General features: G+C 65.6%; 13 protein-coding genes. 4 read left to right on the forward strand and 9 right to left on the reverse strand.

The features are described from left to right. Positions 1–13: 13 nt before the first annotated feature. The 5 genes from metW to ACPRTJ_RS11850 all read right to left on the reverse strand — a co-directional run bounded on the left by metW (position 14) and on the right by ACPRTJ_RS11850 (position 4021). Positions 14–634 carry a methionine biosynthesis protein MetW gene (gene metW / locus ACPRTJ_RS11830; RefSeq protein ID WP_043860133.1) on the reverse strand — a complete coding sequence of 207 codons (621 nt, stop codon included), beginning with the start codon at positions 632–634 and terminating at the stop codon, positions 14–16. A 7-nt stretch (positions 635–641) separates the two neighbouring features. Beyond that, a complete protein-coding gene (gene metX / locus ACPRTJ_RS11835) occupies positions 642–1781 on the reverse strand; it encodes a homoserine O-succinyltransferase MetX (protein WP_043860134.1) in 1140 nt (379 codons plus the stop codon). Between the two features lie 95 nt (positions 1782–1876). Further along, positions 1877–2467 carry a YggT family protein gene (locus ACPRTJ_RS11840; protein ID WP_054915542.1) on the reverse strand — a complete coding sequence of 197 codons (591 nt, stop codon included), beginning with the start codon at positions 2465–2467 and terminating at the stop codon, positions 1877–1879. Positions 2468–2477: 10 nt separating this feature from the next. Next, a complete protein-coding gene (gene proC, locus ACPRTJ_RS11845) occupies positions 2478–3296 on the reverse strand; it encodes a pyrroline-5-carboxylate reductase (protein WP_426428904.1) in 819 nt (272 codons plus the stop codon). 38 nt (positions 3297–3334) lie between these two features. Then, positions 3335–4021 carry a YggS family pyridoxal phosphate-dependent enzyme gene (locus tag ACPRTJ_RS11850; protein ID WP_426428906.1) on the reverse strand — a complete coding sequence of 229 codons (687 nt, stop codon included), beginning with the start codon at positions 4019–4021 and terminating at the stop codon, positions 3335–3337. 66 nt (positions 4022–4087) lie between these two features. On the opposite strand from ACPRTJ_RS11850, the gene ACPRTJ_RS11855 reads away from it, so the two are divergent. Then, complete coding sequence (locus ACPRTJ_RS11855) at positions 4088–5122, forward strand: type IV pilus twitching motility protein PilT (RefSeq protein WP_426428908.1); 1035 nt, start codon at positions 4088–4090, stop codon at positions 5120–5122. Here ACPRTJ_RS11855 and ACPRTJ_RS11860 read toward each other — a convergent pair. Then, positions 5119–5757 carry a C40 family peptidase gene (locus tag ACPRTJ_RS11860; RefSeq protein WP_043860139.1) on the reverse strand — a complete coding sequence of 213 codons (639 nt, stop codon included), beginning with the start codon at positions 5755–5757 and terminating at the stop codon, positions 5119–5121. The genes ACPRTJ_RS11855 and ACPRTJ_RS11860 overlap by 4 nt on opposite strands. 156 nt (positions 5758–5913) lie before the next feature. Here ACPRTJ_RS11860 and ACPRTJ_RS11865 point away from each other — a divergent pair, with 156 nt between their 5' ends. Further along, on the forward strand, positions 5914–6336 hold the full coding sequence (locus ACPRTJ_RS11865) for an NINE protein (protein WP_043860140.1): 423 nt from the start codon (positions 5914–5916) through the stop codon (positions 6334–6336). Positions 6337–6376: 40 nt separating this feature from the next. Here ACPRTJ_RS11865 and ACPRTJ_RS11870 read toward each other — a convergent pair whose 3' ends face one another. The 3 genes from ACPRTJ_RS11870 to ACPRTJ_RS11880 all read right to left on the reverse strand — a co-directional run bounded on the left by ACPRTJ_RS11870 (position 6377) and on the right by ACPRTJ_RS11880 (position 11204). Then, complete coding sequence (locus ACPRTJ_RS11870) at positions 6377–7069, reverse strand: SPOR domain-containing protein (protein ID WP_043860141.1); 693 nt, start codon at positions 7067–7069, stop codon at positions 6377–6379. Position 7070: 1 nt separating this feature from the next. Beyond that, positions 7071–8807, reverse strand: a complete 1737-nt coding sequence (gene argS / locus ACPRTJ_RS11875) for an arginine--tRNA ligase (RefSeq protein WP_043860142.1) — start codon at positions 8805–8807, stop codon at positions 7071–7073. Between the two features lie 177 nt (positions 8808–8984). After that, positions 8985–11204 (reverse strand): primosomal protein N', encoded by a 2220-nt coding sequence (locus tag ACPRTJ_RS11880; protein ID WP_078481693.1) that lies wholly within the window; start codon positions 11202–11204, stop codon positions 8985–8987. A 166-nt stretch (positions 11205–11370) separates the two neighbouring features. Here ACPRTJ_RS11880 and rpmE point away from each other — a divergent pair, with 166 nt between their 5' ends. Then, complete coding sequence (gene rpmE, locus ACPRTJ_RS11885) at positions 11371–11586, forward strand: 50S ribosomal protein L31 (RefSeq protein WP_043860144.1); 216 nt, start codon at positions 11371–11373, stop codon at positions 11584–11586. 32 nt (positions 11587–11618) lie between these two features. After that, positions 11619–12416 carry a thermonuclease family protein gene (locus ACPRTJ_RS11890; protein ID WP_426428912.1) on the forward strand — a complete coding sequence of 266 codons (798 nt, stop codon included), beginning with the start codon at positions 11619–11621 and terminating at the stop codon, positions 12414–12416. Positions 12417–12478 lie beyond the last annotated feature (62 nt).

The following is a 12478-nucleotide window of genomic DNA, read 5'->3' on the forward strand; positions in this document are numbered from 1 at the left end:
CAGTGTGGGTTGTTCAAACCGCGACCTTGTGTTCCTGCAGGCCCGGGCTGCTGACACGGTAAATGCCGATCTCCCCTAGAAGATTAGGCCATAGCTTGCTCGCCCACCCATGCCGGTGCATATGGTCGACCGCCAGGCGGTCGAGCACCTGGGCGCGACGTTCGCTGCACAGCGCCTCGAAATCCTCGAAGGTGCAGAAGTGGATGTTCGGCGTGTTGTACCAGGTATACGGCATGAAGTCCGACACTGGCATGCGACCCTTGGTCGCCAGGTACCAGCGGCAGCGCCAGTGGCCGAAGTTGGGGAAGGTGATGATGCACTGGCGGCCCACGCGCAGCATTTCGTCGAGGATCCGGTCGGGGTACTCCACGGCCTGCAGGGCCTGGGTCATGACCACCACGTCGAAGCTGTTGCTGGCGAAGTTGCCCAGGCCCTTGTCCAGGTCCTGCTCGATGACGTTGACGCCCTTGGCCACGCACTGGGCGATGTTGTCGGGGTCGATTTCCAGGCCGTAGCCAGCCACCTGCTTGGTGTCACGCAGCGAGGCGAGCAGCTCGCCAGTACCGCAACCGAGGTCGAGTACCCGGCTGCCGGCGGGGATCCAGTCTTGGATGATTTCCAGGTCGGCTCTCATGGGGTCCTCAGCAGACGATGCGGTTCATGTAGTTCGTGAATCCCGTGATGTAGCGCGGGGTCGGGATCAGGAAGGCATCGTGGCCATACGGCGAGTCGATATCCAGGTAGCACACGTTCTTGCGCGCGGCGATCAGCGCATCGACGATCTCCCGCGAGCGCGCCGGCGAGAAACGCCAGTCGGTGGTGAACGACATCACGCAGTAGTCGGCGGTGACGTGGGCCAGGGTCGCGGCCAGGTCGCCGCCGTGGCTGGCGGCGGGGTCGAAGTAGTCCAGCGCCTTGGTCATCAGCAGGTAGGTGTTGGCATCGAAACGCCCGGAGAACTCCTCGCCCTGGTAGCGCAGGTAGCTTTCGACCTGGAACTCGACGCTGTGAAAGTCGTAGTTGAGCTTGTCGCTCTTGAGCTCGCGGCCGAATTTCTCGCCCATCGAGTCATCCGACAGGTAGGTGATGTGCCCGACCATGCGCGCCAGCATCAGCCCGCGCTTGGGGATCACGCCTTCGGCCTGGAACGAGCCGCCGTGGAACTCGGGGTCGGTGAGGATGGCCTGGCGCGCCACTTCGTTGAAGGCGATGTTCTGCGCCGACAGCTTGGGTGCCGAGGCGATGTCCAGGCAGTGGCGCACGCGGTCGGGGTAGGTGATGGTCCATTGCAGCGCCTGCATGCCGCCCAGGCTGCCGCCCACCACGGCGGCCCACTGGCCGATGCCCAGGCGATCGGCCAGGCGCGCCTGGCTGTGCACCCAGTCTTCCACGGTGAGTACCGGGAAGTCGGCGCCGTAGGGCTGGCCGGTGGCCGGGTTGACGCTGCTGGGGCCGGTGCTGCCGTTGCAGCCGCCGAGATTGTTCAGGCTGACCACGAAGAAGCGGTTGGTATCGATCGGCTTGCCCGGCCCGATGCAGCTGTCCCACCAGCCCGGCTTGCGGTCGTCGGGGCTGTGGTAGCCGGCGGCATGGTGATGCCCGGACAGGGCATGGCAGATCAGCACGGCATTGCTGGCCGCGCTGTTGAGGGTACCGTAGGTTTCAAAGACCAGCTCGTAGCTGGCCAGCGAGCGACCGCAGGCCAGGGCCAGGGGCTCATCGAATCGCGCCAGTTGCGGTACTACCAGACCGACCGAATCTTCGGGAAAGACAGTGGACATCGACCCTGCTCACGCTTGAATGAGGCGTAAGTCTAAAGACCGCCACCCCCAGCGGCAAGCAACATGGCGCGGCTTGCGGCCGGGGGTGGTGCGGGTCAGATCATGCGGAACAGTTCCTGCGGCATTCCGGCGTAGGCGGCCAGCGGCGGCATCACGAACGACTGGATCACCTGGATCGCCAGGAAGGCGAAGATCGGCGAAATATCCAGGCCTCCGAGGTTGGGCACCAGCTTGCGAAACGGTGCCAGCACCGGCTCGCTGATCTGGTAGGCCAGCTCGGCGGCGGGGTTGTGGCTGCCGGGGGCGATCCACGACACGATCACCATCACGATCATCGCGACCCAGAAGATCTTCAGGAACAGCGAGGTGACGCCGATGACGGCCCACATCAGCAGGTGCGGGATGTCGCCGAAGGTGCCGTAGGTGACCATCAGCACGAACGCCATCAACAGCGCCTGGATCACGATCGACAGGATCAGCGATGAGGTGTCCAGCCCGAACACGCTGGGGATGACGCGCCGGATCGGCTTGAGCAGCGGCTGGGTGGCGCGCACCGCGAACTGGCTGAGCGGGTTGTAGAAGTTGGCCTTTACCAGCTGCAGCACGAAGCGCAGCAGCACGATGACCAGGTACAGGCTGACCAGTGTTTGCACCACGAAGATCGCGGCGCCCGAAAGTGCATTCATGCAGAGCTCCTTAGTTGCCCAGTTGTTCGGCCATTTCGGCCGAGCGGTGCGCCGCGGCGCCCAGTGCTTTTTCTACCAGCGCCTCGAACCCGTTGGCCTGGAACGACTTGATCGCCGCCTCGGTGGTGCCATTGGGGGAGGTGACGCGCCGGCGCAGTTCGCTGGCCTCGACATCGCTGGCCACGGCCATGTGCGCCGCGCCCAGGGCGGTTTGCAGGGTCAGCCGAGAGGCGACGTCGCGGGGCAGGCCGAGTTTTTCGCCGGCTGCGGTCATCGCCTCGATCAGCAGGAAGAAATACGCCGGGCCGCTACCGGAGACCGCGGTCACTGCATCCAGTTGCTGTTCGCTGTCGACCCACAGGGCCACGCCCACTGCCGAGAGCAGTTGCTCGGCTTCGGCGCGTTGTTCGGCCGATACCTGCTCGGTGGCGTACAGACCGCTGACGCCCTGGCGCAGCAGCGCCGGGGTGTTGGGCATGCAGCGTACCAGCGGTTGCTCGCCCAGCCAGTTGCGCAGGCTGGCGCAGGTGATGCCGGCGGCAATCGACACCACCAGCTGGTTGGGCTTGAGGCTTGACTTGAGCGCCTGGCACACCGCCTTCATGGCTTGCGGCTTGACCGCGATCAGCACCACGTCGGCGCCATCGACGGCCTGGGCGTTGTCTTCGAACAGCTGGATGCCGTGTTCGGCGTGCACCCTGGCGCGCGTCTCGGCACCCGGGTCGCTGGCGCGGATCTGCGCGGCGTCCACACCCTGGGCGCGCAAGCCGCCGATCAGGCTGGCGGCCATGTTGCCGGCGCCGATGAAGGCAATTCGAGTCTTGCTCATGTCAGGTCCTTGGTTGAAGAAGGTGAACGATGCATGGGTCAGGCCTGGTCGTAGTCGCGGGCACCGAACAGGGCGGTGCCGATGCGCACCCAGGTCGCGCCCTGGGCAATCGCTGCTTCCAGGTCGTGGCTCATGCCCATCGACAGGGTGTCCAGGCCCAGGTTCAGGCTGTCCTGCAATTGGCGTACACGGGCGAATGCGGCCGCCTGGGCGGCCGGGTCGTCGGTGGGTTCGGGAATCGCCATCAGGCCGCGCAGCTTCAGGTGCGGCAGCGCCGCGATGGCCTGGGCCAGCGCCGGCAGCTCGTCGGGGTTGCAGCCCGATTTGCTGGCCTCGCCGCTGACGTTGACCTGCACGCACACATTCAGTGCGGGCAGCCCGGCAGGGCGTTGTTCGCTGAGGCGTTGTGCGATTTTCAGTCGGTCCACCGAATGTACCCAGTCGAAGTGCTCGGCGATTGCTCGCGTCTTGTTCGATTGAATGGGGCCGATGAAGTGCCAGGTCAAGGGCAGGTCGGTCAATTCGAGCTGCTTGGCCAGGGCTTCCTGCAAGTAGTTTTCGCCCACGTCGCGCACGCCGGCCGCATACACTTCGCGTATCGCGGCAGCCGGCTTGGTCTTGCTCACGGCCAGCAGGCGGACCTGCCCGGGGTCACGCCCGGCGGCCTGTGCAGCGCTGCGGATGCGGTCGGCAAGCGTGGAAAGGTTGTCTGCTATGGTGGACATGGATCAACGCCAGCGGCTGTTCGGGTCTGCGGCATTCTACCTGCTTGGCGATGTTTGGGGAGTGTTATGGACATGACCGGGCTGATGGCCCTGGCGCTCAGGGAAGGCGCCTCCGATCTGCACCTGGCGGCCGGCAGTGCGCCGATGATCCGCCGTGACGGGCAGATGCAGCCGCTGGGGCCGGCGGCGTTGAGCAGCGACAACCTGCATGCCCTGCTGGCGCAGCTCATGAGCCCACAGCAGCAGGAGGACTTCGCCAGGCTGCAGGACCTGGACTTTGCCGTGGCCGTGCCCGGGCTGGGGCGCTTTCGGGTCAACGCCTTCGTGCAGGTGCGCGGGCCGGCGGCGGTACTGCGCCTGATACCCGACCAGGTGCCGACGCTGGCGAGCCTGCAGCTGCCGGAGGTGTTTCGTCGCATTGCCGAGTCGCCGGCCGGGCTGGTGCTGGTGACCGGCCCCACCGGCTCAGGCAAGTCGTCCACCCTGGCGGCGCTGGTCGATCACCTCAACCGCGAGCGCGCCGTGCACATTCTGACCCTGGAAGACCCGCTCGAATTTATCCACAGCCCGCTGCGCAGCCAGCTCAGCCAGCGTGAGATGGGGCGTCACAGCCAGGGGTTCGCCCAGGCGCTGCGGGCTGCGCTGCGCCAGGACCCGGACGTGATCATGCTTGGCGAGCTGCGCGACCTGGAGACGATCCGCCTGGCCCTGACCGCCGCCGAAACCGGCCACCTGGTGCTGGCGACCCTGCACACCGCCTCGGCGGCCAAGGCCATCGACCGGCTGGTGGACGTGTTTGCCGCGCAGGAGAAGGCCCTGGTGCGCACGATGCTCGCCGACGCCTTGCAGGCGGTGGTGGCCCAGGTGCTGGTGCCCAGGGTGCAAGGCGGGCGAGTGGCCGCGCACGAGGTCCTGCTGGCCACGTCGGCGGTGCGCAACCTGATTCGCGAGGGGAAGGTGGCGCAGCTGTATTCGGCCATGCAGACCGGCGCGGCGTTAGGCATGCAGACCCTGGACAGCAGCCTGCAGGGCCTGGTGAGGCGGGGAGTCGTCAGCCTGGAAACGGCCAGGGCGAACGCGCGTTCGCCCGATCAGGTCTAGCGTTTGGCCAGGCGCAGCTGGGTTTGCGGCTGCTCCTTGGGCAGTACGCGCTTGGCGACCACGTAGTGGCTCTGCCAGTAGGGCTTGTTCAGGGTATCGATGCTGACCCGCTTGCCGCGCCGTGGCGCGTGGATGAAGCGGTCGTTGCCCAGGTAGATGGCCACGTGGTTGACGCGGCGACTCTTGATGTTGAAGAACAGCAGGTCGCCGGGCTTGAGATCCTTGCGGTCGACTTTCACGCCGTGGCCGCTGGCCATGGCGTTGGAGGTACGCGGCAGGTCGACCTCGTCGATGTCGTTGAAGGCGTACTTGACCAGCCCGCTGCAGTCGAAGCCCTTGCTCGGGCTGCTGCCGCCCCAGCGGTACGGAGTGCCCAGCACGTTCACCGCGCGGCTGAGCACATCGCTGCTCTGCTTGGCCGGCATCGAGGCGACCTGGCGGGTGGTCTTGGCGACCTTGGAAGAGGCGGCGGACGAGGTGACCTTGGCGTGGGCGCCCTTGGTCGAGCGTACGGCTGCGGTGCTGGTGGTGTGCACGTTGAAGCCGTTGGGAAGACGTTGCTCACGGTTGGTGGCGTGGGCGGCCAGTGGCAATAAAAGGCAAACAGTCAGCCATGTCTTGAAAAAAGGTCGCATGGGCAGGGCTCTTGTTGGTTAAGCGCGCAACTTTATAACAGCTTTTTGATCGAATTCTGGTCCGTTGGTCGATTGCAGAGGCGCCATACGTCGGCTGAGCACGTAAAAGTCACATTTTTTCTTAGAAAATTTCTCTCTAAACCGTGGAGGCTATGAATGAACAGTTATCAGCAACAGGCGCAGCCCCAGGACACCCACAGCAAGGTCCTCGGCTACCTGCTGTGGATCTTCGGTTTTACCGGGTCGCACCGTTTCTACTACGGCAGGCCGGTGACCGGCACCATCTGGTTCTGCACTCTGGGCCTGCTCGGTATCGGCTGGCTGATCGACCTGTTCCTGATCCCGAAGATGGACAGCGAGGCCGACCTTCGCTTTCACGCCGGCCCGCTGGACTACAGCCTGGCCTGGATCCTGCTGACCTTCCTGGGGATATTCGGCGTGCACCGCATGTACCAGGGCAAGTGGATCAGCGGCGTGATCTATGCCTTCACCGGCGGGCTGTTTCTGCTGGGGGTGCTGTACGACTTCTGGACGCTGAACACCCAGGTATCGCTCAAGAACGTGCAGGCGCGGGCCTGAAAGCAGGCGGCCCGCTGCTGCGGGCCGCCGAACATCGGGGTTACTGGCGTATCTGGCGCTGTTGCAGCAGCAGGTTGTTGAAGCCGCTGCCGGCCAGTTGCTTCTGCGCCACGGTCAGCTGTTCGCGATTGCTGAACGGGCCGACCAGCACGCGGTACCAGGTCTCTTCCTTCACCGTACCGGACTCCACCTTCACCGCCTGGCCGAGCAGGATGATCTGCGCACGCACCTTGTCGGCATCGGCCTCTTTGCGGAACGAGCCCGCCTGCAGGTAGAACTGCGTGGTGGCGGCCGGCTTGATCACCGGCGGTGCCGGTGGCGGGGTCTGCCCCAGCAGCGCGGCCTGGGCGCGGGCGGTGTCGATCTTGGCCGCCTCGGCCGGGGTCACCGGTGGCTGCGCCGGAACCGGCGGGGTTTTCTCCGGCACGGCTTCGGGCGGCACGATCACTTCCGACTCGGGCAGCAGTGTGTAGAAGTCGTACTTGGGCTTGACCGGCTGCTGCGGGCTCGGCGCGGTCTTGTTCGCCTCGGCGATCTTCTCGGCCTTCTGCTGGGCTTCAGGCTTGGTGCGCTTGACCTCGTCGCGGCTGGGCTCGAGTTTCATCAGGAACACGATGAACGCACCGACCGTGAGGCCGATGGCCAGCCACATCCAGCCCGGTATCGGTTGCTTGGCCGGGGCCTGATAGCGGCTGGCGCCGCGCTTGGGAGCAGGTTTTTTCTTGGCAGCCAACTTACATGCGCTCCAGGGTTTCCAGGCCAAGCAGTTCCAGGCCCTGCTTGAGGGTGCGACCGGTCAGGGCGGCCAGGCGCAGGCGGCTCTGCTGCTGTTCGGGTGTTTCTGCGGCGAGGATCGGGCAGTTCTCGTAGAAGCTGGAGAACAGGCCGGCCACGTCGTAGAGGTAGCTGCACAGTACGTGCGGGGTACCTTTTTCGGCGACGTTGTTCAGGATTTCGCCGAACTGCGCCAGGCGCGCGGCCAGGTCCTGTTCCTGCGGTGCCTGCAAGCGGATCTCGCCTTCGACCTGGTCGAAGCCCTTGCCCAGCTTGCGGAACACGCCGGCCACGCGGGTGTAGGCGTACAGCAGGTACGGGGCGGTGTTGCCTTCGAAGTTGAGCATCAGCTCGAAGTTGAAGCTGTAGTCGCTGGTACGGTGCTTGGACAGGTCGGCGTACTTGACCGCGCCGATGCCCACCACCTTGGCGATGGCGCGCAGTTCTTCTTCAGGCAGCTGCGGGTTTTTCTCCTTGACCAGGGCGTAGGCACGCTCCTTGGCTTCGTTGAGCAGGTCGATCAGCTTCACGGTGCCGCCGTCGCGGGTCTTGAACGGGCGGCCGTCGGCGCCGTTCATGGTGCCGAAGCCCATGTGCTCCATGTCCATCGGGTGGGTCACGAAGCCGGCCTTGCGGGCCACCGCGAACACCTGCTGGAAGTGCAGGGCCTGGCGCTGGTCGACGAAGTACAGGGCGCGGTCGGCCTTGAGCACGCCGCTGCGGTAGCGCACGGCGGCCAGGTCGGTGGTGGCGTACAGGTAGCCGCCGTCGGCCTTGACGATGATCACCGGCAGCGGCTCGCCCTCGGCGTTCTTGAACTCGTCGAGGAACACGCACTGGGCGCCGTTGCTTTCCACCAGCATGCCCTTGGCCTTGAGGTCCTCGACCACATTGGCCAGGTCGTCGTTGTAGGCGCTCTCGCCCATCACGTCGGCCATGGTCAGCTTGACGTTGAGCAGCTCGTAGGTCTTCTGGCAGTGCGACAGCGAGATGTCCTTGAAGCGGGTCCACAGCTTCAGGCACTCGGGGTCGCCGGCCTGCAGCTTGACCACCAGGCCACGGGCGCGGTCGGCGAACTCGCTGGACTCGTCGAACCGCTTCTTGGCGGCGCGGTAGAAGTTCTCCAGGTCCGACAGCTCTTCGCTGGTGATCGGGTTCTCTTCCAGGTACGCCATCAGCATGCCGAACTGGGTGCCCCAGTCGCCCACGTGGTTCTGGCGTACCACATCGTCACCGAGAAACTCCAGCACACGGGCCACGGCGTCGCCGATGATGGTCGAGCGCAGGTGGCCGACGTGCATTTCCTTGGCCAGGTTGGGCGCCGACATGTCGATCACGACCTTCTGCGTGGCGCCGGCCTTGTGCACGCCGAGCCTGGCGTCGGCCAGTGCGGCATCCAGGCGCGAGGCCAGGGCCTGGGTGTTCTGGAAGAAGTTGAGGAAGCCCGGGCCTGCGATCTCCACCTTGCTGACCTGCGGGTCGGCGGGCAGGGCGGCGATGAGTTTCTCGGCCAGGTCGCGCGGCTTGAGGCCGGCGGGCTTGGCCAGCATCATCGCGATGTTGCTGGCGAAATCGCCGTGGGTCTTGTCCCGGGCGTTTTCCACCTGGATCGCCGGCGTCAGCCCGTCAGGCAGCACACCGTCGTTGACGAGTTGGGTGAGGGCTTGCTGGATCAGCTGGCGAATGGTGTCTTTCATGGGCTTCTCTTTCGACCGCAAGCGCGGCGGCGCCTGGATGCGCAGGTGGAAAAACTGGGTATTATCCGTTGCCGGGGCGAGGTTGCCAACCTTTAGGGCCCTTTGGCCAACAATGCAGGCTCTGCAGAGGGCCAGGGCTCATCAAACCTGTAGGAGCCGGCGTTGCCGGCGAAGCGGTCAGTACAGGTCGACCGGGTCCACATCCAGCGACCAGCGCACCTGTCGCCCGCTCGGCATCTGCTCCAACACTAACAGCCAGGCGCTCATCAGACGATGCAAGGATGCCCTTGCATTGGCCTGCAACAACAATTGCGCACGAAAACGTCCCGCCCGTCGCTCCATCGGCGCCGGCACCGGGCCCAGCAGCTCGATGCCGTGCAGGTCGTGCTCTGCCAGCAACTGCTCGGCGGCGCTGCAGGCCTCGTCGAGAAAGCTCTCGGCCTGCCCCGGCTTGTGCGCCTCGGCGCGCAGCAGCGCCAGGTGCGCGAAGGGCGGCAGGCCGGCGGCGCGGCGCTCGCTCAGGGCCTGTTCGGCAAACGCGAAATAGCCCTGCTCGGTAAGCTGTACCAATAGAGGATGATCGGCCAGGTGCGTCTGGATGATCACCTTGCCTGGCTCCTCTGCACGCCCGGCACGCCCTGCCACCTGCACGATCAGTTGGGCCATGCGCTCGCTGGCGCGAAAATCCCCGGAGAACAGCCCGCCATCGGCATCCAGGATCGCCACCAGGGTGACCCGCGGAAAGTGGTGCCCCTTGGCCAGCATCTGGGTGCCGACCAGGATGCACGGCTCGCCGCGCTGCACTGTGGCGAACAGCTGGTTCATCGCGTCCTTGCGCGAGGTGCTGTCGCGGTCCACGCGTAGCACCGGTACATCCGGAAACAGAATGCTCAGGCGCTCTTCGGCGCGCTCGGTGCCTGCACCTACCGGGCGCAGGTCCACATGGTTGCACTGCGGGCACTGGCGCGGTACGCGTTCGTCATAGCCGCAGTGGTGGCAGCGCAGTTCGCCGGAGCGCTGATGCACGGTCATGCGCGCATCGCAGCGCGGGCATTCCGACAGCCAGCCGCAGTCGTGGCACAGCAGCGTGGGGGCAAAGCCGCGACGGTTGAGGAACACCAGCACCTGCTGGCCTGCGGCCAGGGTCTGGCCGATGGCCTGTTGCATCGGCCCGCTGATGCCGCTGTCCAGGGGCCGGCTCTTGACGTCCAGGCGCAGGAAGCGCGGCGCCTTGGCGCCGCCGGCGCGGTGGTTCATGCGCAGCAGGCCGTAACGGCCGGAGTAGGCGTTGTGCAGGCTTTCCAGCGATGGCGTGGCCGAGCCCAGCAGGATCGGGATGTGCTCCTGGTGCGCGCGCACCAGGGCCAGGTCGCGGGCGTGATAGCGCAGGCCTTCCTGCTGCTTGTAGGAGCCGTCGTGCTCCTCGTCGATGATGATCAGGCCCGGGTTCTTCATGGGCGTGAACAGCGCCGAGCGGGTACCGATGATGATGTCGGCCTCGCCATCACGGGCTGCCAGCCAGGCTTTGAGGCGTTCGCGGTCGTTGACTGCCGAATGCAGCAGGGCAATGCGCGCATTGAAGCGCTGCTCGAAGCGCGCCAGGGTCTGCGGCCCGAGGTTGATCTCCGGAATCAGGATCAGCGCCTGCTTGCCGGCCTCCAGGGTCTCGCGGATCAGTTGCAGGTAGACCTCGGTCTTGCCGCTGCCGGTGACCCCGGCCAACAGAAAGGCATGGAAGCTGCCGAACCCGGCCTGCACCGCATGAAACGCCGCCTTCTGCTCATCGTTGAGCGGCAGTTCGGGCTGTGCCAGCCAGTGTTCGTGGCGCGCCGGCGGGGCATGCCGGCGTACCTCCACCTGCACCAGCTCCTTGGCCAGCAGCAGGTCGAGGCTGTCCTTGCTCAGTTTGAGCTTGCTCAGCAGGCCGTGGGCCACGCCGTGCGGATGCTGCGCCAGGGTGGCCAGGGCATCGCGCTGGCGCGGTGCGCGGGCGATGCGCGGGTCGTCGTGGCGAGCCCCCGGGGCCACCTGCCAGAAGCGTTCCTGGTGCGCTTCGGCCGGCTCGCCCTGGCGCAGCAGCACCGGCAGCGCCCAACTCAGGGTGTCGCCCAGGCTGTGCTGATAGTACTGCGCGGTCCACACGCACAGCTTGAACAGGGCTGGCGGTATCGGCGATACCGGGTCAAGCAGGGCGATGGCGGGCTTGAGTTTGTCGGCGGGCACCTCGCTGTGCTCGCACACCTCCACCAGGATGCCGATCATCTCGCGGCGCCCGAACGGCACGCGCAGGCGCATGCCGGGGGTGAATGCGGTGTGCGCCATGCTTGCCGGGGCCCTGTAGTCGAACAACCGCCGCAGGGGCGAGGGCAAGGCAAGGCGAAGGATGACGTCGGACACGCGCAGGGTCTCTGAAGGGCAATTCGGTAGCCGCCGAGCCTAGCAGACGACAGTCGGTACAAGCGACAACTTGCGCTGATGGCATGCTCTGGTATTATTCGCCGCCTAATTACGTGCGGTATTCAACAATGGTGTTGGGTGGCGGCACGCAGTCGAGGAAGTGACCATGAAACCAGAAATTCATCCGAATTATGAAGCAGTCGCAGTCACCTGCAGCTGCGGCAATGTGTTCCAGACCCGTTCGACCCTGTGCGCCCCACTGGCCACCGACGTCTGCAACGAGTGCCACCCGTTCTACACCGGTAAGCAGAAAGTGCTGGACACCGGCGGCCGCGTACAGAAGTTCGCCGACCGTTTCGGCATGTTCGGTGCCAAGAAGTAAGACGGCGCGAAGCTGGCCCCATGGGCTTGGCAATGCTGTTGAAGAAGGCGTCCCTGGTGGGCGCCTTTTTTGTGGCCGCGATCTGGCAGTTGCCGGCGCAGGCGCTGTGTACGCTGCCGGCCGACCTCCAGGGCGGGGTGCAGAGCGTTGCGGTACGCCAGGTGATCGACGGCGATACCTTGCGTCTGAATGATGGGCGCAATGTGCGCCTGATCGGCATCAATGCTCCCGAGATCGGGCGCAAGGGGCGGCCCAGCGAGCCCTATGCGGTGGCCGCGCGCCAGCGTTTGCAGGCCCTGGTCAAGGCCAGTGGCGGGCGGGTCGAGCTGCTGCCGGGTACAGAGCCGCGCGACAAATACAAGCGCACCCTGGCCCATGTGTTCGACCGCTCTGGTCACAATCTGGAAGAACAACTGCTGGGCGAGGGTCTGGGTTATCGCATCGCGGTAGCGCCCAACACCGCCCTGCGCGACTGCCATCAACAGGCTGAACAGGCCGCCCGCAGCGCCCGCGCGGGGCTGTGGGGCCAGCCGCCGGTGATCGCGCCGGGGCACCTGCGCCAGGCCGGCTTTGCGCTGGTCGCTGGCCAGGTTCAGTCGGTCGAGCACAGGGGTGGCGCCATCTGGATCGAGTTGGGCCATTCGCTGGTGCTTCAGGTGCCGGCCAGGTTGTCGCGCAATTTTGCGCCTGATTTCACCGACGGTCTCGAAGGCCGACGCGTCGAAGCCCGCGGTTGGGTGCTGGATCGTTCCCGCAGGGCCGGGCTCAAGCCGGGTCAGGCGCGCTGGATGCTGCCACTCACCGACCCGACGATGCTGGAAAGACAATAAAGATAATAAATTGTGAACATTTTAAAAATGGATTGTACACACTGAAAGCCTTGCGGGCTGCG

Origin of the sequence: Pseudomonas palmensis, from assembly GCF_049942755.1 — a bacterium.
Taxonomy (GTDB): domain Bacteria; phylum Pseudomonadota; class Gammaproteobacteria; order Pseudomonadales; family Pseudomonadaceae; genus Aquipseudomonas; species Aquipseudomonas palmensis.

Coding starts and splice junctions, on each gene's coding strand:
- metW (WP_043860133.1), bottom strand. CDS start 634: ATGAGAGCCGACCTGGAAATCATCCAAGACTGGATCCCCGCCGGCAGC.
- metX (WP_043860134.1), bottom strand. CDS start 1,781: ATGTCCACTGTCTTTCCCGAAGATTCGGTCGGTCTGGTAGTACCGCAA.
- ACPRTJ_RS11840 (WP_054915542.1), bottom strand. CDS start 2,467: ATGAATGCACTTTCGGGCGCCGCGATCTTCGTGGTGCAAACACTGGTC.
- proC (WP_426428904.1), bottom strand. CDS start 3,296: ATGAGCAAGACTCGAATTGCCTTCATCGGCGCCGGCAACATGGCCGCC.
- ACPRTJ_RS11850 (WP_426428906.1), bottom strand. CDS start 4,021: ATGTCCACCATAGCAGACAACCTTTCCACGCTTGCCGACCGCATCCGC.
- ACPRTJ_RS11855 (WP_426428908.1), top strand. CDS start 4,088: ATGGACATGACCGGGCTGATGGCCCTGGCGCTCAGGGAAGGCGCCTCC.
- ACPRTJ_RS11860 (WP_043860139.1), bottom strand. CDS start 5,757: ATGCGACCTTTTTTCAAGACATGGCTGACTGTTTGCCTTTTATTGCCA.
- ACPRTJ_RS11865 (WP_043860140.1), top strand. CDS start 5,914: ATGAACAGTTATCAGCAACAGGCGCAGCCCCAGGACACCCACAGCAAG.
- argS (WP_043860142.1), bottom strand. CDS start 8,807: ATGAAAGACACCATTCGCCAGCTGATCCAGCAAGCCCTCACCCAACTC.
- rpmE (WP_043860144.1), top strand. CDS start 11,371: ATGAAACCAGAAATTCATCCGAATTATGAAGCAGTCGCAGTCACCTGC.
- ACPRTJ_RS11890 (WP_426428912.1), top strand. CDS start 11,619: ATGCTGTTGAAGAAGGCGTCCCTGGTGGGCGCCTTTTTTGTGGCCGCG.